Source organism: Streptomyces sp. NPDC002787 (genome assembly GCF_053592095.1).
In genome coordinates, this window is the sequence record NZ_JBSFVC010000005.1 from 129,680 (window position 1) to 150,102 (window position 20,423).

At 68.8% G+C, this 20,423-nt stretch carries 13 protein-coding genes and 1 pseudogene; 11 read left to right on the forward strand and 3 right to left on the reverse strand.

Going from position 1 to position 20,423, the window contains the following annotated elements:
• Positions 1–34 precede the first annotated feature (34 nt).
• A complete protein-coding gene (locus tag ACWD26_RS08605) occupies positions 35–3,934 on the forward strand; it encodes a DNA-directed RNA polymerase subunit beta' (protein WP_451267629.1) in 3,900 nt (1,299 codons plus the stop codon).
• A gap of 362 nt (positions 3,935–4,296) precedes the next feature.
• Entirely contained in the window at positions 4,297–5,103 is an 807-nt protein-coding gene (locus ACWD26_RS08610) for an SGNH/GDSL hydrolase family protein (protein ID WP_451267631.1), read from the forward strand.
• A 239-nt stretch (positions 5,104–5,342) separates the two neighbouring features.
• Here ACWD26_RS08610 and ACWD26_RS08615 read toward each other — a convergent pair whose 3' ends face one another.
• Positions 5,343–5,918: a PadR family transcriptional regulator gene (locus tag ACWD26_RS08615; protein ID WP_451267633.1), complete on the reverse strand. Its 576-nt coding sequence runs from the start codon at positions 5,916–5,918 to the stop codon at positions 5,343–5,345.
• Positions 5,919–6,042: 124 nt separating this feature from the next.
• Here ACWD26_RS08615 and ACWD26_RS08620 point away from each other — a divergent pair, with 124 nt between their 5' ends.
• On the forward strand, positions 6,043–6,435 hold the full coding sequence (locus ACWD26_RS08620; RefSeq protein ID WP_451267635.1) for a nuclear transport factor 2 family protein: 393 nt from the start codon (positions 6,043–6,045) through the stop codon (positions 6,433–6,435).
• Positions 6,436–6,478: 43 nt separating this feature from the next.
• On the opposite strand, the pseudogene ACWD26_RS08625 reads toward ACWD26_RS08620, so the two are convergent.
• Positions 6,479–6,623 (reverse strand): annotated as a pseudogene (locus ACWD26_RS08625) (Crp/Fnr family transcriptional regulator); the annotation flags it as partial.
• Between the two features lie 382 nt (positions 6,624–7,005).
• Between ACWD26_RS08625 and ACWD26_RS08630 the strand changes: the two are divergent.
• The 8 genes from ACWD26_RS08630 (at position 7,006) to ACWD26_RS08665 (ending at position 17,628) form a co-directional block, all read left to right on the forward strand.
• Complete coding sequence (locus ACWD26_RS08630) at positions 7,006–7,476, forward strand: DUF1707 and DUF4190 domain-containing protein (RefSeq protein WP_451268026.1); 471 nt, start codon at positions 7,006–7,008, stop codon at positions 7,474–7,476.
• Between the two features lie 300 nt (positions 7,477–7,776).
• Positions 7,777–8,148, forward strand: coding sequence for a 30S ribosomal protein S12 (gene rpsL, locus ACWD26_RS08635; RefSeq protein ID WP_003948652.1), 372 nt, complete (start codon positions 7,777–7,779; stop codon positions 8,146–8,148).
• A gap of 2 nt (positions 8,149–8,150) precedes the next feature.
• Entirely contained in the window at positions 8,151–8,621 is a 471-nt protein-coding gene (rpsG, locus tag ACWD26_RS08640; RefSeq protein ID WP_003992340.1) for a 30S ribosomal protein S7, read from the forward strand.
• A 39-nt stretch (positions 8,622–8,660) separates the two neighbouring features.
• Complete coding sequence (gene fusA / locus ACWD26_RS08645; RefSeq protein WP_451267637.1) at positions 8,661–10,787, forward strand: elongation factor G; 2,127 nt, start codon at positions 8,661–8,663, stop codon at positions 10,785–10,787.
• Positions 10,788–10,943: 156 nt separating this feature from the next.
• A complete protein-coding gene (gene tuf, locus ACWD26_RS08650) occupies positions 10,944–12,137 on the forward strand; it encodes an elongation factor Tu (RefSeq protein WP_033528329.1) in 1,194 nt (397 codons plus the stop codon).
• Positions 12,138–12,344: 207 nt separating this feature from the next.
• Positions 12,345–15,518 carry a glycosyl hydrolase 115 family protein gene (locus ACWD26_RS08655; RefSeq protein WP_451267640.1) on the forward strand — a complete coding sequence of 1,058 codons (3,174 nt, stop codon included), beginning with the start codon at positions 12,345–12,347 and terminating at the stop codon, positions 15,516–15,518.
• A 14-nt stretch (positions 15,519–15,532) separates the two neighbouring features.
• Positions 15,533–16,609: an endo-1,4-beta-xylanase gene (locus ACWD26_RS08660; protein WP_451267642.1), complete on the forward strand. Its 1,077-nt coding sequence runs from the start codon at positions 15,533–15,535 to the stop codon at positions 16,607–16,609.
• A gap of 191 nt (positions 16,610–16,800) precedes the next feature.
• Entirely contained in the window at positions 16,801–17,628 is an 828-nt protein-coding gene (locus ACWD26_RS08665; RefSeq protein ID WP_451267644.1) for a hypothetical protein, read from the forward strand.
• A gap of 5 nt (positions 17,629–17,633) precedes the next feature.
• Here the strand turns inward: ACWD26_RS08665 and ACWD26_RS08670 are convergent, their stop codons facing one another.
• Entirely contained in the window at positions 17,634–20,417 is a 2,784-nt protein-coding gene (locus ACWD26_RS08670; RefSeq protein WP_451267646.1) for a poly(A) polymerase, read from the reverse strand.
• Positions 20,418–20,423 lie beyond the last annotated feature (6 nt).

Consider the following 20,423-nt stretch of genomic DNA (forward strand, 5'->3'; position numbering starts at 1 on the left):
CATGACTTACAACCCTGAGAGGGATTGACGCATAGTGCTCGACGTCAACTTCTTCGACGAGCTCCGGATCGGTCTGGCCACCGCTGACGACATCCGTCAGTGGAGCCACGGCGAGGTCAAGAAGCCCGAGACGATCAACTACCGCACGCTCAAGCCCGAAAAGGACGGACTCTTCTGCGAGAAGATCTTCGGTCCGACCCGGGACTGGGAGTGCTACTGCGGCAAGTACAAGCGCGTCCGCTTCAAGGGCATCATCTGTGAGCGCTGTGGCGTCGAGGTCACGCGCGCCAAGGTGCGCCGTGAGCGGATGGGCCACATCGAACTGGCCGCTCCCGTCACCCACATCTGGTACTTCAAGGGCGTTCCGTCGCGGCTGGGCTACCTGCTCGACCTCGCCCCGAAGGACCTCGAGAAGGTCATCTACTTCGCGGCGTACATGATCACGTACGTCGACGAGGAGCGCCGCACCCGCGACCTGCCCTCCCTGGAGGCGCACGTCTCCGTCGAGCGGCAGCAGATCGAGAACCGCCGGGACGCCGACCTGGAGGCCCGCGCCAAGAAGCTCGAGACCGACCTGGCCGAGCTGGAGGCCGAGGGCGCCAAGGCCGATGTGCGCCGCAAGGTGCGCGAAGGTGCCGAGCGTGAGATGAAGCAGCTGCGCGACCGTACGCAGCGCGAGATCGACCGTCTCGACGAGGTGTGGACCCGGTTCAAGAACCTCAAGGTCCAGGACCTGGAGGGCGACGAGCTCCTCTACCGCGAGCTGCGTGACCGCTTCGGCACGTACTTCGACGGTTCGATGGGTGCCGCGGCGCTGCAGAAGCGCCTGGAGTCCTTCGACCTGGACGAGGAGGCCGAGCGTCTCCGCGAGATCATCCGTACCGGCAAGGGCCAGAAGAAGACCCGTGCGCTCAAGCGCCTCAAGGTCGTCTCCGCGTTCCTGCAGACCAGCAACAGCCCCAAGGGCATGGTGCTCGACTGCGTGCCGGTCATCCCGCCGGACCTCCGCCCGATGGTGCAGCTGGACGGTGGCCGCTTCGCGACCTCCGACCTGAACGACCTGTACCGCCGTGTGATCAACCGGAACAACCGACTGAAGCGGCTTCTCGACCTCGGCGCGCCCGAGATCATCGTGAACAACGAGAAGCGCATGCTCCAGGAGGCCGTCGACGCGCTGTTCGACAACGGTCGTCGTGGCCGTCCGGTCACCGGTCCCGGTAACCGCCCGCTGAAGTCCCTCAGCGACATGCTGAAGGGTAAGCAGGGTCGATTCCGTCAGAACCTGCTCGGTAAGCGTGTGGACTACTCCGCGCGTTCCGTGATCGTCGTCGGTCCGCAGCTGAAGCTGCACCAGTGCGGTCTGCCGAAGGCGATGGCGCTGGAGCTCTTCAAGCCGTTCGTGATGAAGCGGCTCGTCGACCTCAACCACGCGCAGAACATCAAGAGCGCCAAGCGCATGGTGGAGCGCGGCCGCACCGTCGTGTACGACGTCCTCGAAGAGGTCATCGCCGAGCACCCGGTGCTGCTGAACCGTGCTCCCACCCTGCACCGCCTCGGCATCCAGGCCTTCGAGCCGCAGCTGGTCGAGGGCAAGGCCATCCAGATCCACCCGCTCGTCTGCACCGCGTTCAACGCGGACTTCGACGGTGACCAGATGGCCGTCCACCTGCCGCTCTCCGCGGAGGCGCAGGCCGAGGCCCGCATCCTGATGCTGTCCTCGAACAACATCCTCAAGCCCGCCGACGGCCGTCCGGTGACGATGCCGACCCAGGACATGGTCCTCGGTCTGTTCTTCCTCACCACCGACGGCGAGATGCGTGACGTCAAGGGCGAGGACCGCTCGTTCTCGTCGGTCGCCGAGGCGATCATGGCGTTCGACGCCGGCGAGCTCTCGCTGCAGTCGCGCGTGGACATCCGCTTCCCGGTGGGCACCATCCCGCCGCGCGGCTGGACCCCGCCGGCCCGCGAGGAGGGCGAGCCCGAGTGGCAGCAGGGTGACAGCTTCACCCTGAAGACCACGCTGGGCCGCGCGCTCTTCAACGAGCTGCTGCCCGAGGACTACCCGTTCGTCGACTATGAGGTCGGCAAGAAGCAGCTCTCCGAGATCGTCAACGACCTCGCCGAGCGCTACCCCAAGGTCATCGTGGCGGCGACGCTCGACAACCTGAAGGCCGCCGGCTTCTTCTGGGCGACCCGTTCCGGTGTCACCGTGGCCATCTCCGACGTCGTCGTTCCCGAGGCGAAGAAGGAGATCGTCCGCGGGTACGAGGCGCAGGACGAGAAGGTCCAGAAGCAGTACGAGCGCGGTCTGATCACCAAGGACGAGCGCACGCAGGAGCTCATCGCGATCTGGACCAAGGCGACCAACGAGGTCGCCGAGGCGATGAACGACAACTTCCCGAAGACCAACCCGATCTTCATGATGGTGAACTCGGGTGCACGAGGCAACATGATGCAGATGCGTCAGATCGCCGGTATGCGTGGTCTGGTGTCGAACGCGAAGAACGAGACCATCCCGCGTCCGATCAAGGCCTCGTTCCGTGAGGGTCTGTCCGTGCTGGAGTACTTCATCTCCACGCACGGTGCCCGTAAGGGTCTGGCGGACACCGCCCTGCGTACCGCCGACTCGGGTTACCTGACCCGTCGTCTGGTGGACGTCTCGCAGGACGTCATCATCCGCGAGGAGGACTGTGGCACCGAGCGCGGTCTGAAGCTGCGGATCGCCTCGAAGGACGAGACCGGTGTCCTGCGCAAGGCCGAGGACGTCGAGACCAGCGTCTACGCTCGCATGCTCGCCGAGGACGTCGTCATCGACGGCAAGGTGATCGCGCCGGCCAACGTGGACCTGGGCGACGTGCTCATCGACCAGCTCGTGCACCACGGTGTCGAGGAGGTCAAGACCCGCTCGATCCTGACCTGTGAGTCCAAGGTCGGCACGTGCGCCATGTGCTACGGCCGCTCCCTGGCCACCGGCAAGCTGGTCGACATCGGTGAGGCGGTCGGCATCATCGCCGCCCAGTCCATCGGTGAGCCCGGTACCCAGCTGACGATGCGTACCTTCCACACCGGTGGTGTGGCCGGTGACGACATCACCCAGGGTCTGCCGCGTGTCGTCGAGCTCTTCGAGGCCCGTACCCCGAAGGGTGTCGCCCCGATCTCCGAGGCCTCCGGCCGCGTGCGGATCGAGGAGACCGAGAAGACCAAGAAGATCGTCGTCACCCCGGACGACGGCAGCGACGAGATGGCCTACCCCATCTCCAAGCGTGCCCGTCTGATGGTCAGCGAGGGCGAGCACGTCGAGGTGGGCCAGAAGCTCACCGTGGGTGCCACCAACCCGCACGACGTGCTGCGCATCCTGGGCCAGCGTGCCGTCCAGGTCCACCTGGTCGGCGAGGTCCAGAAGGTCTACAACTCGCAGGGTGTGTCGATCCACGACAAGCACATCGAGATCATCATCCGGCAGATGCTCCGCCGCGTGACGATCATCGAGTCCGGCGACGCCGAGCTGCTGCCCGGTGAGCTGGTCGAGCGCTCGAAGTTCGAGACCGAGAACCGTCGTGTGGTCCAGGAGGGCGGTCACCCGGCCTCCGGTCGTCCGCAGCTCATGGGTATCACCAAGGCCTCGCTGGCCACGGAGTCCTGGCTGTCGGCGGCGTCCTTCCAGGAGACGACGAGGGTCCTGACGGACGCGGCGATCAACGCCAAGTCCGACAGCCTCATCGGCCTCAAGGAGAACGTCATCATCGGTAAGCTCATCCCGGCCGGTACGGGTCTGTCCCGCTACCGCAACATCCGGGTCGAGCCGACCGAGGAGGCCAAGGCCGCGATGTACTCGGCCGTCGGCTACGACGACATCGACTACTCGCCGTTCGGCACGGGCTCCGGCCAGGCCGTCCCGCTGGAGGACTACGACTACGGTCCGTACAACCAGTAGGCGAGCGGCTGCAGTCGCTTGAGTTGAGGGGCGGTCACCTTCGGGTGGCCGCCCTTCGGCGTTGCCGGGGTTCCCTCGCCCCGGGGGGCTCAGCGTCCGCGCTCCAGGTGGGCCCGCGAGCCGTGGAGCCGGGTGTGCGGGTCTGGGTGGGAGGCGAGGAGTCGTGCGACTACCCCCTCCTCCTCGGGGCCGAGGCAGTGGACCGCCCTCGACGGCCTCAGCTCGTGCCTGAGCGGCGTTACTTTGCGGGAAGGTGAGCCCGCAGCTATCCTCATATTCAACAATGCGACTAGGTGCCTAGTTGTTTAGCGATGGCCGTGTGCCACTTCCATCAGCAGCGTTGACGAGAGGCGGTCGGCCCCGTGTCTAGCAGTGGGTATCTGCGCTATGTCGCCCTGGGCGACAGTCACACCGAGGGGCTCGGGGACGGCGACGACGTCCGTGGTCTCCGGGGCTGGGCGGACCGGCTCGCCGAGCAGGTCGCCCGCCACAGCCCCGGCCTGCTCTACGCCAACCTCGCGGTGCGCGGCCGTAAGGCCGGTCAGGTGCGCGCCGAGCAACTCGCTCCGGCTCTCGCGATGCGGCCCGACCTCGCCACCGTGGTGGCTGGGGTCAACGACGTGTTGCGCCCGAGCTGCGACCTTGACGAGGTGGCGGGCCACGTCGAGGCGATGTTCGCCGCTCTCACCGCCCAGGGCGCCACCGTCGCGACCCTCATGTTTCCCGACGTCGGGCGTATCACCCCGTTGTCCCGCCCGATCGGGCACCGTGTTCTCGCACTCAACGCACGTATCCGGGAGGCCGCCGACCGCCACGGCGTGGTGGTGGCGGAGACGGCCGCGCACGCGGCGGCGACCGATCCGCGGTTGTGGAGTGCTGACCGGCTGCACGCCGGCCCGCTGGGACACGCGCGCATCGCGGCTGCCGTGGCCCAGGCGCTCGGTCTGCCGGGCAGCGACGACAAGTGGACCCTTCCCCTTCCGGTCGCGGGGGCAGACATCTCTGTCTGGAGGACCGTGGGTGCCGAACTGCGCTGGGCCGGCACCTTCCTCGGCCCTTGGGTCGGCCGCCGCCTGCGTGGCCGCTCCTCCGGCGACGGCCGCCAGGCCAAGCGGCCGGCGCTGCTTCCGGTGGCCGCGTCCGCTGGGGACACCTCCCCAGCGGTGTGATGCTCTGGCTTGCGACGACGCCGGCGGCTCCTCGTGCTGAACTGCTCTTCACCGGGCCGTAGGCGCCGTGGCACTGCAGGCCGACCGCGGAGTGCGGATCGTCCAGTCGATCCGCGACATCGCCATGGCGGTACCGATGTCCGGCGCCGCGGTCCCCCTCCAGGCACTCCCCGGCTTCCACCGCGTCTTCGGCGGGTCCCAGCCCCTGCGTCAGGTCACCGGCGTCGGACCGCCGCAGGTCAGCCGTCGGCCCGGAGCGCGGCCTTGCGCTGTTCGAGCCTGCGCAGCGCCGTGTCCCCCCACTGGAGGTTCTCCCGCTCGAACGACATCCCGCGCAGCAGGGTGAGATACGGGCCGATGCGCTCGGCCTCGGCGAAGTACGCCTCCTCCGAGCGTCCGTCGAGCAGACGCTGCCGGAGCCTCTCGTAGCGGGCCAGCTTGGCGGTGGCCCACTCCATGCGCTCGGCGATGGCGGTCCGGACCGCTTCCATGTCGCCGACGTCCAGGCACTGCACCTTGACAAGCAACTCGTCCCGGATCACCGCCGGTTTGCCCAAGGGCTCGGCGGTGTAGGCGTGGACGGCCTTCCGCCCGGCCTCCGTCAAGGAGAACAGTCGCTTGTTGGGGCGGCGCTCCTGCTCGACGACGCGGGCCGTGACGAGTCCTTCGGCCTCCATGCGCTCCAGCTCCCGGTAGAGCTGCTGGGGCGTCGACATCCAGAAGTTGGCGACCGTCGCGTCGAACGCCTTCGCGAGGTCGTACCCGGACGCCTCGCCCTCCAGCAGCGCGGCCATCACCGCGTTCCGCAAAGCCATGGCTGCACGCTAGCAGATTAATCAACAAAGCGACTAATAGTCACCCTTTCCTGTAGACAAGCCCTAAGGGGCCCTCTAGTCTCCGCCACACCTATTCATATTTCTGACTATCAGAGGTGGGCTCATGCATCCCTTCCGCAAGGCCGTCGAGAGCGGCGACCTGGAGGCCGTGGCCGCTCTGCTGGCCGACGACGTCGTCTTCACCAGCCCCGTCACCTTCAAGCCGTACCCGGGCAAGGCGATCACCGCGGCGATCCTGCGCGGCGTGCTCCGGGTCTTCGAGGACTTCACCTACATCCGTGAGATCGCCAACCCCGACGGCCGCGATCACGCCTTCGTCTTCACCGCCACCGTCGCCGGCAAGCAGCTCCAGGGATGCGACTTCCTGCACTTCGACGACGACGGGAAGATCGACGAGTTCACGGTGATGGTGCGCCCGCTCTCCGCCGCCCAGGCGCTCGGCGAGGCCATGGGTGCCCAGTTCGAGCAGATCGCCCGAGAGGCCGCCGAACAGTAACCACGACGACGGCCTTCGACGCGGTGGTCATCGGCACGGGCAACGTGACCTTGGTCCAGCCGTGTAGGAGGAGCGCCACATGGGTGGACGGCTCGTCCTGGTGCATGATCACGCTGCGGGGCGGTAACGCGGCGGGCGGCCGGCAGCGCGACGCGGTCGTCCTTCTCCAGGCGGGCGAGGAAGGGCACGCGGTCGTCGAAGCCGTCGTCGTCCCACGCGTGTGTACGTCTCCCGGCCGTCCCCCCGGGTCATGCCGGCGCCCCCGCGTTCACCTGTGCCCATGCCTCCGACCCCGCAACCGGTCGACGTACTGGAGATGACCACGGGGGCAACGGGCGGCGACCGGCCAGGCCTGGCCGGAGCCCGTCCCTTGTGGGGCGAGCGCCCTCCGGTGGGCTCGTGAGCGGGGGCGGTGTGGCAGAACCGGGACACAAGTGGGGCGGGGAACCGATGCCGTGGGCCGTACGTTGGAGCATCATGGAGGCACAACCAGTCCGGGGGAGTGTTCTCGTGTCCAACCCTTCGTGGCAGCCGATGCCGTGGCAGCAGGCGCAGGGCGGCAGCCCTTCGATGCTCGCCGCCCATGCCGATCGTGAGCGTGCCGTGGATGTCCTGCGGGCCGGCTTCAGTGAGGGCCGCCTCCAGCAGGAGGAGTACGAGAAGCGCATCGAGAGGGCCTATACGGCGCGCACGGTGGGCGAGCTGACCCTGCTGGTCGCCGACCTGCCCCAGGGGCCCGCGGGGATGCAGCCGACCGCCATGGCGCCCATGGTCCCGAGAACGTTCATGCCGGCGCCCGTCCTGCCCCCGCCCACCAACGGCAAGGCCGTCGGCTCCATGGTCTGCGGTGTGCTGACGACCATGACGATGGGACTGACGGGCATCCCCGCCGTCATTCTCGGCCACACCGCCCGCGCCGAGATGAAGCGCACGGGCGAGGGCGGTGAGGGCTTCGCCCTGGCCGGCCTCATCCTCGGCTGGCTCTCCGTGGCCGGCTGGGCCTTCTTCCTGATGCTCTTCCTGATCGCGGGGGTCGCGTAGAGCAGCGGGAGCTGAGCCCGGCAGTGCCTGTCGGTGCGGATGTGCCCACCCTTAAACCCCCGCCTGCCCATTTGTTTTGACCATAGCGAATGAGGTAGGTACGCTCAGACCTTGTGCCTGGGGTGTGCCCTGGCTCTCGTGCGTGCCTTCAACCGCACAGGGGGAGCCGTAAGCGGCCGCCGTACTCTGCGCCCTTTCTGCCTTGCGGCGGGAGTCTGCAGTTTCGACACACCCGACCGCGTGGGTCGGCGAATGTTCCGGGTTAGCTTCACCATTCGGCACACAGAAACCGGAGAAGTAGTGCCTACGATCCAGCAGCTGGTCCGGAAGGGCCGGCAGGACAAGGTCGAGAAGAACAAGACGCCCGCGCTCGAGGGTTCGCCCCAGCGCCGCGGCGTCTGCACGCGTGTGTTCACGACCACCCCGAAGAAGCCGAACTCGGCCCTGCGTAAGGTCGCGCGTGTGCGTCTGACCAGCGGGATCGAGGTCACCGCTTACATTCCGGGTGAGGGACACAACCTGCAGGAGCACTCCATCGTGCTCGTGCGTGGTGGCCGTGTGAAGGACCTGCCGGGTGTTCGCTACAAGATCATCCGCGGTTCCCTGGACACCCAGGGCGTCAAGAACCGCAAGCAGGCCCGCAGCCGCTACGGCGCCAAGAAGGAGAAGTAAGAATGCCTCGTAAGGGCCCCGCCCCGAAGCGCCCGGTCATCATCGACCCGGTCTACGGTTCTCCTCTTGTCACGTCGCTCATCAACAAGGTGCTGCTGAACGGCAAGCGCTCCACCGCCGAGCGCATCGTCTACGGCGCCATGGAGGGCCTGCGTGAGAAGACGGGCAACGACCCGATCATCACGCTGAAGCGCGCTCTGGAGAACATCAAGCCGACCCTCGAGGTCAAGTCCCGCCGTGTCGGTGGTGCGACGTACCAGGTTCCGATCGAGGTCAAGCCCGGTCGTGCCAACACGCTCGCGCTGCGCTGGCTGGTCGGTTACTCCCGCGCCCGTCGCGAGAAGACCATGACCGAGCGTCTGCTCAACGAGCTTCTCGACGCGTCCAACGGCCTGGGTGCCGCTGTGAAGAAGCGCGAGGACACGCACAAGATGGCCGAGTCCAACAAGGCCTTCGCGCACTACCGCTGGTAGTCGCAGACCCCATCGAGACCGAGAGAAGACTGAAGCCTTATGGCTACCACTTCGCTTGACCTGGCCAGGGTCCGCAACATCGGGATCATGGCCCACATCGACGCGGGCAAGACGACCACCACCGAGCGGATCCTGTTCTACACCGGCGTTTCGTACAAGATCGGTGAGGTCCACGACGGCGCCGCCACCATGGACTGGATGGAGCAGGAGCAGGAGCGTGGCATCACGATCACCTCTGCTGCCACCACCTGTCACTGGCCGCTCGAGGGCGTCGACCACACCATCAACATCATCGACACCCCGGGTCACGTCGACTTCACCGTGGAGGTGGAGCGTTCGCTCCGCGTCCTCGACGGTGCCGTGACGGTGTTCGACGGCGTCGCCGGTGTGGAGCCCCAGTCCGAGACGGTGTGGCGTCAGGCCGACCGTTACGGCGTGCCCCGCATCTGCTTCGTCAACAAGCTGGACCGTACCGGCGCCGAGTTCCACCGCTGTGTGGACATGATCTCGGACCGCCTGGGCGCCCAGCCGCTCGTCATGCAGCTCCCGATCGGCGCCGAGGCCGACTTCAAGGGCGTCGTCGACCTCGTGACGATGAAGGCCCTGGTCTGGTCCGCCGAGGCCGCCAAGGGTGAGATGTACGACGTCGTCGACATCCCGGCCACGCACACCGAGGCTGCCGAGGAGTACCGCGGCAAGCTCGTCGAGGCCGTCGCCGAGAACGACGAAGAGATCATGGAGCTGTACCTGGAGGGCGTCGAGCCCACCGAGGAGCAGCTGTACGCCGCGATCCGTCGCATCACCATCGCGTCCGGCAAGTCCAACGACACCACGGTCACCCCGGTGTTCTGTGGCACCGCGTTCAAGAACAAGGGCGTCCAGCCCCTGCTCGACGCGGTCGTGCGCTACCTGCCGACCCCGCTCGACGTCGAGGCCATCGAGGGCCACGACGTGAAGGACCCCGAGCTGGTCGTCAAGCGCAAGCCGTCCGACGACGAGCCGCTGTCCGCGCTGGCGTTCAAGATCATGAGCGACCCGCACCTCGGCAAGCTCACCTTCGTCCGGGTCTACTCGGGCCGCCTGGAGTCCGGCACCGCCGTGCTGAACTCCGTCAAGGGCAAGAAGGAGCGCATCGGCAAGATCTACCGCATGCACGCGAACAAGCGTGAGGAGATCGAGTCGGTGGGCGCCGGCGACATCATCGCCGTCATGGGTTTGAAGCAGACCACGACCGGTGAGACGCTGTGCGACGACAAGCAGCCGGTGATCCTGGAGTCCATGGACTTCCCGGCGCCGGTCATCCAGGTCGCCATCGAGCCCAAGTCCAAGGGCGACCAGGAGAAGCTGGGTGTCGCCATCCAGCGTCTCGCGGAGGAGGACCCCTCCTTCCAGGTCCACTCGGACGAGGAGACGGGCCAGACCATCATCGGTGGTATGGGCGAGCTGCACCTCGAGGTGCTGGTCGACCGTATGCGCCGTGAGTTCAAGGTCGAGGCCAACGTCGGCAAGCCGCAGGTCGCCTACCGCGAGACGATCCGCAAGGCCGTCGAGCGCGTCGACTACACGCACAAGAAGCAGACTGGTGGTACCGGCCAGTTCGCCAAGGTGCAGATCGCGATCGAGCCGATCGAGGGCGGCGACGCGTCGTACGAGTTCGTGAACAAGGTGACCGGTGGCCGTATCCCGAAGGAGTACATCCCTTCGGTGGACGCCGGTGCGCAGGAGGCCATGCAGTTCGGCATCCTCGCCGGGTACGAGATGACGGGCGTCCGCGTCACGCTTCTCGACGGTGCCTACCACGAGGTCGACTCCTCCGAGCTCGCCTTCAAGATCGCCGGTTCGCAGGCCTTCAAGGAGGCCGCGCGCAAGGCGTCCCCCGTGCTCCTCGAGCCGATGATGGCCGTCGAGGTCACCACGCCCGAGGACTACATGGGCGAGGTCATCGGCGACATCAACTCCCGCCGTGGTCAGATCCAGGCCATGGAGGAGCGGGCCGGTGCCCGCGTCGTGAAGGGCCTCGTGCCCCTCTCGGAGATGTTCGGCTACGTCGGAGACCTCCGCAGCAAGACCTCGGGTCGCGCAAGCTACTCGATGCAGTTCGACTCCTACGCCGAGGTTCCGCGGAACGTCGCCGAGGAGATCATCGCGAAGGCCAAGGGCGAGTAACGCACCGCGTTCACACGCCGTAGGCTTGACTCCGGAGCCTCACGGGGCATTCCGCCGCAAGACGGAAGGAATGCCCCGGGGATCCGGGCCATCCAGCAAAGATCACCTGGCGCCGATGAAGCAAGGCGTTCAGAACCACTCCACAGGAGGACCCCAGTGGCGAAGGCGAAGTTCGAGCGGACTAAGCCGCACGTCAACATCGGCACCATCGGTCACATCGACCACGGTAAGACGACCCTCACGGCCGCCATTACCAAGGTGCTGCACGACGCGTTCCCGGACCTGAACGAGGCCTCGGCGTTCGACCAGATCGACAAGGCTCCCGAGGAGCGCCAGCGCGGTATCACCATCTCCATCGCGCACGTCGAGTACCAGACGGAGACCCGTCACTACGCCCACGTCGACTGCCCCGGTCACGCGGACTACATCAAGAACATGATCACGGGTGCGGCGCAGATGGACGGCGCCATCCTCGTTGTCGCCGCCACGGACGGCCCGATGCCGCAGACCAAGGAGCACGTGCTCCTGGCCCGCCAGGTCGGCGTTCCGTACATCGTCGTCGCCCTTAACAAGGCCGACATGGTGGACGACGAGGAGATCCTGGAGCTCGTCGAGCTCGAGGTCCGTGAGCTGCTCTCCGAGTACGAGTTCCCGGGCGACGACCTGCCGGTCGTCAAGGTCTCGGCGCTCAAGGCCCTTGAGGGCGACAAGGAGTGGGGCCAGTCCGTCCTCGACCTGATGAAGGCCGTCGACGAGAACATCCCGCAGCCCGAGCGTGACGTCGACAAGCCGTTCCTGATGCCGATCGAGGACGTCTTCACGATCACCGGTCGTGGCACCGTCGTCACCGGTCGTATCGAGCGTGGTGTCCTCAAGGTCAACGAGACCGTCGACATCGTCGGTATCAAGCAGGACAAGACCACCACCACGGTCACCGGCATCGAGATGTTCCGCAAGCTGCTCGACGAGGGCCAGGCCGGTGAGAACGTCGGTCTGCTCCTCCGTGGCATCAAGCGCGAGGACGTCGAGCGCGGCCAGGTCATCATCAAGCCCGGTTCGGTCACGCCGCACACCGAGTTCGAGGCCCAGGCCTACATCCTGTCCAAGGACGAGGGTGGCCGCCACACGCCGTTCTTCAACAACTACCGTCCGCAGTTCTACTTCCGTACGACGGACGTGACGGGCGTTGTGACCCTCCCCGAGGGCACCGAGATGGTGATGCCGGGTGACAACACCGAGATGAAGGTGGAGCTCATCCAGCCCATCGCCATGGAAGAGGGCCTGAAGTTCGCCATCCGTGAGGGTGGCCGGACCGTGGGCGCCGGCCAGGTCACCAAGATCAACAAGTAAGTCCTGTTGACTTGACCTGGTAGCTCCAGCATCAGCTGAGCTCCTGGAGGGGCCCGTACGACTTCGGTCGTACGGGCCCTTTCGCTGTTCCCCGGCCGCTGCGCCGGTGCTCCGAAACTATTCGACGCTGACGACCCATTCCCCTCACCGGCCACTCCGTTCACCATTTGTCATGCCGCTGACCAAATTCGGGTGGAGGGGTGCGTCATGGCGTGGAGCGTCAGTCGTAGGGCGTTGCTCGGGGCGAGTGCGGGGGTCGCCGCGCTGCCGGCGCTCTCCGGGGTCGCGCGGGCGGAGGGGGTGGACGCGGCGGTGTCGGACGCGGCGGGGTCGGACCTGGTGGGTTCGGGGGTGCGGGTGACGGATCCCGGGGCCTATGTCTCCTTCACCGGGGGAGCCATGTCGCTGGTGGGGGCCCCGGTCGTCGTCAGCCCCGAGGATCACCCCGGAGTCGTACGGGTCGCAGGGGATCTGCGGGACGACATCGAGCGGGTGACGGGGGTGCGGCCGGGGGGTGCGATGGCGTCCGAGGTCGTCCTGGTGGGGACCATCGGGCGCAGTCCGCTGATCGACGGGCTGATCGCCGCCGGGAAGCTGGATGTCGGCGGGGTGCGGGGCAGGTGGGAGACCTCGCTGCAGATGGTCGTCGAGCGGCCGATGCCGGGGGTGGAGCGGGCCTTCGTCGTCGCGGGGAGCGATCCGCGCGGCACGATCTTCGGGGTGTACGACGTGTCGTACGGGATCGGAGTCTCGCCCTGGCACTGGTGGGACGATGTGCCGCCGGTCCACCGGGACGCGGTGTTCGTGCGGGCGGGGCGGTTCAGTCAGGGGACGCCGGTGGTGAAGTACCGGGGAATCTTCATCAACGACGAGAACCCGGCGCTGGGGACCTGGGCGCCCGCGTACTTCGGGCCGGGCAAGGCGCCCGGGCATCCCGGGGGCTTCAACGCTGACTTCTGGGCCAAGGTCTTCGAGGTGTTGCTGCGGCTGAAGGGGAACTACGTCTGGCCGGCGGTGTGGGGGCGGGCGTTCGCCGAGGACGACGCGGAGAACCACGCGCGGGCGAAGGAATACGGGATTGTCATGGGCACGTCTCATGAGGCGCCCATGATGCGGGGGATCGAGGAGTGGAACCGGCACGCGGTGCCGGCCGTGCGGGACAGCGCGGGCAATGTGGTGACCCCCGGGCGTGACCCCTACGGGGGCACCGGGGAGTGGTCGTACCGCCGGAACGCCGAGGCCATCAGGGCGTACTGGCGGGACGGCATCAAGCGGATGGTGGAGCAGGACTTCGAGGGTGTCGTCACGCTCGGCATGCGCGGGAACGGCGACACCAGCCTGCCGGACGGTGACGGCATCGAGCTGATGCAGGAGATCATCGCGACACAGCGGAGGATCATCGAGGACGTGACGGGGCGGCCGGCGTCCGAGACTCCGCAGGTGTGGACCCTCTACAAGGAGGTCCAGCGGTACTGGGACCGGGGGCTGCGGGCGCCGGACGACGTGACCGTCGTCCTCACGGACGACAACTGGGGGAACATCCGCAAGCACCCCGATCCGGGGGCACCCGTACGACGTGGGGGCTACGGGCTGTACTACCACTTCGACTACGTCGGGGTCGGACGGAACTACAAGTGGGTCGACACGGCGAACCTGGCGAATCTGTGGGAGCAGTTGCACGAGGCGGACGCCTACGGCAATCACGGCCTGTGGGTGGCGAACGTAGGGGATCTGAAGGGGAACGAGCTGCCGACCGAGTTCTTCCTCAACTACGCCTGGAACCCGGGGCGTTGGAGGCTGGAGCGGCTCGAGGAGTGGGAGCGGGGGTTCGCGCGGCAGAACTTCGGGGCGGGTGCCGCCTCGGACGTCGCCGAGGTGCTGAGCGAGTACGGGCAGCTCCAGGCCCGCCGGAAGCCCGAGTTGCTGAACCGGCGGATCACGCTCGATGAGACCAAGGACCCGACGAAGGACGAGCGGGCGATCGTCTACGACGACCAGGAGACGCCCTTCTACTTCGGGCACCGGGAGCTGGAGCGGGTCACGGAGGAGTGGCGGGCGCTGGCGAAACGGGCGGAGCGGGTCGGACGGCGGCTTCCGGCGGGCACGCGGGACGCGTGGTTCGAGCTGGTCGGGTACGCGGTGCTGGCCACGGCGAACTTGTACGGACTGCGGGAGGCCGAGTTCAAGAACCTGCTCTATGCCGGGCAGGGGCGGGCGGCGACGAACGGCCGGGCGTCGGCGGCCGAGGCGGGGCTGGAGCGGGACTTCGCGCTGGCCGACCGCTTCAACTCCGAGGTGGCGGGCGGGAAATGGCGAGGCTTCCAGACGCAGCCGCACATCGGGTACGGGGATGTGGAGCGCTACGGCCCGAACGCCGGGTGGCAGCAGCCGGAGAAGAACAACGTGGCGCTGCCGGACGAGATCTTCCCCAAGGTGCGGCGGATCGAGGTGCCGGAGGCGGCGGAGCTGGGGGTGGCGGTCGACGGTTGCGAGGACTCGGGGGAGTGGTGGCCCGGGGGCGGTGCCTCTGGTGCGGAGGCGGTGCTTCCGGTGTTCAGCCCGTACCAGACCAGGCCCCAGCAGTACGTGGAGATCTTCAACCGGGGGCGTACGCCCTTCTCGTACCGGATCGAGTCGTCGGTGCCGTGGCTGGTGGTGGAGCGGTCGCGGGGGCGGGTCGAGGAGCAGGTGCGGGTGGCGGTGCGGGTGGATTGGGGGCGGGTGCCGGCAGGCGGCGCGGAGGCGTCGTTGACGGTGTCCGGCGCCGGGGCCTCGGTGACCGTGAAGGCCGTCGCGGAGAAGCCGTCGGCTCGGCAGTCGCGAGGGTTGAAGGGCTTCGTGGAGGCGGGCGGGTACGTGGCGATCGACGCGGAGCACCACGCGCGGGCGGTGGGGTCGTCCGACGGGCGGGTGCGGTGGCGGCGGATCGAGCGGATCGGGCGTACGGGGGCGGGGGTCACTCCCTGGCCGGTGACGGCGGCTCGGCAGACGCCCGGTGGGGCGGGGCCGCGCCTGGAGTACGAGGTCAGCGTCTTGTCGGCCGTGGACGAGGTGACGGTCTGGGCGTACGTCTCGCCGCGGAACCCGGCCCTCGCGACGGGCGGCCTGCGGTACGCCGTGTCCTTCGACTCCGGGACTCCGCAGCTCGTCGACATCAACGCCGTCACCGGGGCCGACGACGGGCTCATGAACAAGCAGTGGGCGCGCAACACGTCGGACAACGTGAACGTGACGGCGACCCGGCACGCGATCGCCGGGCCCGGCGTGCACCGGCTGAAGTTCTGGATGGTCGATCCGACGGTGGTGTTGCAGCGCTTGGTGATCGACACGGGTGGGTTGACGCCGACGTATCTGGGGCCGCTGGAGAGCCACCGGATCTGAGAAGGGACCCGTAGATGACGCACATGAACCGCTTTCGCCTGCCCGTGCTCGGGGTGGTCGCCGGAGCTCTGCTGTCCACGGCGGTGGCCGTGCAGCCGGCCTCGGCGCACGGACAGTCCGGCCCGTCGTTGAGGACGCTTGCCGACCGGGCCGGGGTACGTATCGGTACGGCCGTCGACATGGCGGCCCTCGCGGACGACCGGACCTACCGCAGAACGACGGTCCGTGAGTTCAACTCGGTGACCGCCGAGAACGTCATGAAGTGGGAGTCGGTCGAGCCGCAGCGGGGTGTGTACGACTGGAAGGCCGCCGACGACCTGGTTCGCTTCGCGCGCAGGAACGGGCAGGTCGTGCGCGGCCACACCCTGGTCTGGCACAGCCAGCTGCCGGGCTGGCTGACGACCGGGGTGGCGGACGGCTCGATCGACGCGGCGGAGCTGCGCGGGATCCTCCGGAAGCACATCACCACCGAGGTGAAGCGGTACAAGGGGAAGATCCAGCAGTGGGACGTGGTGAACGAGGTCTTCGAGGAGGACGGCAGCCTGCGGAACTCGATCTGGCTGCAGCAGCTGGGCCCCTCCTACATCGCGGACGCCTTCCGCTGGGCCCACGCCGCCGACCCCAGGGCGAAGCTCTTCCTCAACGACTACAACGTCGAGGGCGTCAACGCGAAGTCCACGGCGTACTACGAACTGGCGAAACGGTTGCGGGCGGAGGGCGTGCCGGTCCAGGGCTTCGCTGCGCAGGGGCATCTCGCCATCCAGTACGGCTTCCCGGGGCAGGTCGCGGAGAACCTGGCCCGCTTCGAGGCACTGGGTCTGCAGACGGCGTTCACCGAGGTCGACGTGCGGATGATCCTGCCGGTGGACGAGGAGAAGCAGGCGACCCAGGCGGACTACTACCGGCGGCTGCTGGACGCGTGCCTGGGGGCGCGGAGCTGCAGGTCCTTCACGGTGTGGGGGTTCACGGACCGGTACTCGTGGGTGCCTGGGGTCTTCGACGGCGAGGGCTCGGCGACACCGATGGACGAGGAGTACGGGCGGAAGCCGGCGTATGGGGCGCTGCGAGAGGGGCTGGCCGCGGGGCGGTGAGGCCGGGTGGCAGCGGGGCGGGGCGGCTGTTGCTCGCCCCTCCCCGGCGCGGCTCACCCCTCGGGGAGGCCGACATGCTCTCGCGCCACCTGAGTCGCGGGCCCACTTCGTGAGGTATGCCGCCCGAGAAGCATGATCAAGCCATTTATACTCTGCCGCCTCCCATACAGGCATCCTCCGAAGAGGTGTGAATGAAGACAGGCAGACGGACCGTCGCGGTGGCCACGCTCGTGGGGGCGCTCGGGCTCTCCGTGCTGGCCGCACCGGCGGCCAACGCGGCGGACACCGGTATCACCGTGTCGGACATCGTCATCAACCACGGCAAGCCGATCGTGGTCGGCACGTCGCAGGAGGTGGAGCCGCCCATATCCTTCAGCATCGCTCTGCCGTCCGGGTACAGCACCGCCGATCCCTCCCGTTACGACGCGTACCCGTTCCTCTACCGCGGCACGATGAAGACGGCGGCCGACACCGGCGAGAACTTCATCCAGCCGGGCAGTTACACCTGCTACGAGATCGACTCCAGGCGCGCCCGCTGCGAGGGCAACCTCTACATCGACCCGCACCCGAGCCAGGAGCACGTCGACTCCAACAGCGACGCCACCACCTGGAAGGTCGGCGTCTCGCTGCGCCTGTGGAAGGCCGACGGAGGCCTCAAGACCGAGGAGCTGGAGACGCGCTCCAAGACCGCTCAGCTCAAGCGCGCGGCCAAGGCCACCGCCAACGCTTCGCCGGAGCCGGTCACCAAGGGCAAGACGATCACCGTCACGGGCAAGCTGACCCGGGCGAACTGGAGCACCAAGACGTACGACGCTTACAGCGGCCGTACGGTCAGCCTCCAGTTCCGCGCCAAGGGCACCGACACCTTCAAGACGGTCAAGAAGGCCACCACCAGCAGCACCGGCGGCCTGAAGACCACGGTCACCGCGTCCACCGACGGTTCGTTCCGCTGGGTGTACTACGGCAACTCGACGACCGGCGTCGCCACCAGCGCGGCCGACTACGTCGACGTGCGCTGACCACCTCAGTACAGGGTCGGGATCTCGCCACCCTCGGCCCGCGTGAGCGTGACCCCCGACAGACCGCGTAGCCGGCGTTCCGCCACGGCGGCCAGCTCGTCGGCGGTCGGTGGGGTCGGGCCCAGGCCGATGGCGTAGCGGGCGGGGGCCGTGGTGAAGGGGCGGGGCCAGGCGTGGCAGTCGGGCGCCGCCTCGGCGAGGTCGGTGACCAGGGCCCGCATCCGGCCCCGTACCCGCCCCTCGTCCGCGCCCGCGCCCACCGTCACGACCGCCCAGGCGGCGTGGCGACGGTGAAGCGGGGGAGGGGCGAGGACGTCGGGCCACGGGCGGCCCTCCTCCAGCAACTCCCAGGCCCGGAACAGCTCTTGCGTGATCAGGTCCCGCATACCCGTCGTGACCTGGTCCGTGCAGGGGCGGACCGGGGCCGAGGGGGTCGTGATGGTGAGGGGGAGCGGGCCGGGGGTGCCCCCGGGGTCTCCCACCGGCTCGCGCCAGTCCCACGCCGCCCACGTCGCGAAGAAGTGCCGTAGGAGGTCCGTCGGCGGCAGGTGGCCGGCCTCGCTCGCCGTGCGGGCCGCCAGGACGGACCAGGCCAGGCCGGGCAGACCGCCGAACGGTGCCGAGTCCAGGCCCCGGGCCTTCGCCCATGCCTTGACCTCCCTGGCCAGCCGGGCGAAGGCCGGCCCGTGGGCGCCCGCCGAGGCGAGCACCGCGTCGGCGTCGCTCACCGCGCTGAGCGCGATCGCCGCCGCCTCACCCAGGTCGGTCCGCCGGTCCACCGCCTCCGCCGGGTCCAGCGATCCCGTGGCCACGACGACCAGGTCCACATCCAGCCCGTCGCACCGCAACCGCAGGCCGGGTACGCGTGCTCCGACCACTTCGCGCACGGCAGCGTCCTCATGCAAGGTTTCCGTCAACCGCGCCTGTACCGCGGTGAGTTCGACCGTGCCCGGCAGCGCCGCCACCAGGTCCAGGTCCGCGCCCGGCAGTGCGCAGCCCATCCGCCGGGAGCCGACGACACGCACGACGCCCTCGGGGAACGCGTCCGCGACGAGGCGGGTGATCCGATCGGCCACCTCGTCCCCGCCGGACTCTCCCACCTCGTCCGGCGCCCGCTCCTCCCTCCACCGCACCTCGCCCGTCCCCAGGCTCACCGTCGCCCGTACCCGCATCGGCTCGTCCCCGCGTCGCGACAGCAGGGCCAGTTCGCCGACCCTGGCCGACAGGGGGGTGAGCCGGGCCGCGCAGGAGGCGGCCAGGACGTGCGGGTCCGCGGTGCGGCCCAGGCTCAGGTGCGGGGTGAAGCCCTCGTGGCGGCCGCGGCAGTGCGGGAAGTGGCGTACGAGGGTGCGGTGGAGCTCGGCCCAGGGCTCCTCGCCGTCCGCCGCCGGGTCGAGCCACACCGTCGCGTCGTCCCGGTGGCCGAACCACTGCACGCCCTCCAGCCGGACGTCGAACGGGCTCGTCGTGGCCGTCGTGAGCACCGAGGCCGCCTGCTCGAAGGCGTGTTCCGGTACGAAGCCGAAGAGCACGTTCACGTGCGGGGGCCAGCGGTGGATCTGCGGGTCGTGGTCCCGGCGGATGGTCTGCAGCGGTGGCCACAGCTCCTCGGGCGGCAGCCACGCCAGTGCCGTACGGGCCGTCGGCCGGAGGTCGAGGCGCGCGGGGGTGTCCGTTCCCGGGCGACCGTCCGGCGTCACCTCCGCCCGCACCCCGTAGTGGTCCGAGATGTAGAGCCCCTCCGCCGTGGGCTCCTGCCCGTACAACTCGGCCCGCGCGACCCGCAGCCCCTCCCCGCGCAGCAGCACCCGGTCCAGCCGGGACGCCCGCCCCGACAGGGACGAGATCGCGGCCAGCGGGTTCGCGGCCGGGTCGAAGGTCGGGGTCGCGTCGGCGGCACCGTGCGTCTCGCTCCAGGCGTCCCGCATGCCGAGGGTCACCTGCGGGGTGTCGCCGCCGTCGTTGAAGTCACCGAGGAGCAGCAGGTCGGCGTCCAGGCCCGCCAACCCCTCGGCGATACGGGCCAGTTCGGCGGTCCGGCGACCGGCGCCGTCGGCGGAGTGGTCGCTGCTCAGGTGGGTGGCCGCGACGACGAGGGGGAGCGTGGCCGTCTCCACCACCACCGCCGTCACCGCCTTGTGCGGGCCCAGCTCGTGGAACGCGGCCTCGCGGACCGGCAACCGGCTCAGCAGGAGCAGCCCGCACGCGTCGACGTCCCGCCCGCGCGGGTCCGTACCCAGCGTCCAGTCCGCCCGCACCCAGGGTTCGCGCAGCAGCATGGCCGCGAGGTCCGCCTCGACCTCCTGCAACGCGATCACGTCCACATCCGCGTCACGCAGGGCCCGCAGCAGCAACGGCCGGCGGCCGGCGCTGTCGATGAGATCGGCGTCGTACCGGTCCCAGAGGGTGTTCCAGGTCAGCACCCGTACGCCCCCGGAGCCGGACGCGCTCCCGCGTGGTGGACGCGTCGCGGGCACCCACGCCTCCCCGTCCCACGCGCACGGCGTACGCGCCGTGAAGAACGGCGCCCGGAGCATGCGGGCCTCCCGTACGCGCCCCGCGTCCGTCGCGTCGATCCGGTCCACACCCGTGGCCCGGTCCCAGATCACCTCGCCGTCCGCCTCGAAGAACAGCACCCGGTGCCAGGGGATCTCGCCGCCGGGCACGAACGCGGGCAGCGGCACGCGCTTGGGCGCGGCGCCGCGCTGCAGCACGCCGAGCACGAAGCGGGCCGGGTCGAAGCGCGCGTCCCAGCGCACCCGGTGGTAGATCTCCTCGCTCGTACGCACGATTCC

Excerpts from the sequence above, each read along its gene's own strand:
- ACWD26_RS08615 (WP_451267633.1), bottom strand. The coding sequence starts at position 5,918 with ATGGCTTTGCGGAACGCGGTGATGGCCGCGCTGCTGGAGGGCGAGGCG.
- ACWD26_RS08620 (WP_451267635.1), top strand. The coding sequence starts at position 6,043 with ATGCATCCCTTCCGCAAGGCCGTCGAGAGCGGCGACCTGGAGGCCGTG.
- ACWD26_RS08630 (WP_451268026.1), top strand. The coding sequence starts at position 7,006 with ATGCTCGCCGCCCATGCCGATCGTGAGCGTGCCGTGGATGTCCTGCGG.
- rpsG (WP_003992340.1), top strand. The coding sequence starts at position 8,151 with ATGCCTCGTAAGGGCCCCGCCCCGAAGCGCCCGGTCATCATCGACCCG.
- fusA (WP_451267637.1), top strand. The coding sequence starts at position 8,661 with ATGGCTACCACTTCGCTTGACCTGGCCAGGGTCCGCAACATCGGGATC.
- ACWD26_RS08655 (WP_451267640.1), top strand. The coding sequence starts at position 12,345 with ATGGCGTGGAGCGTCAGTCGTAGGGCGTTGCTCGGGGCGAGTGCGGGG.
- ACWD26_RS08660 (WP_451267642.1), top strand. The coding sequence starts at position 15,533 with ATGACGCACATGAACCGCTTTCGCCTGCCCGTGCTCGGGGTGGTCGCC.
- ACWD26_RS08665 (WP_451267644.1), top strand. The coding sequence starts at position 16,801 with ATGAAGACAGGCAGACGGACCGTCGCGGTGGCCACGCTCGTGGGGGCG.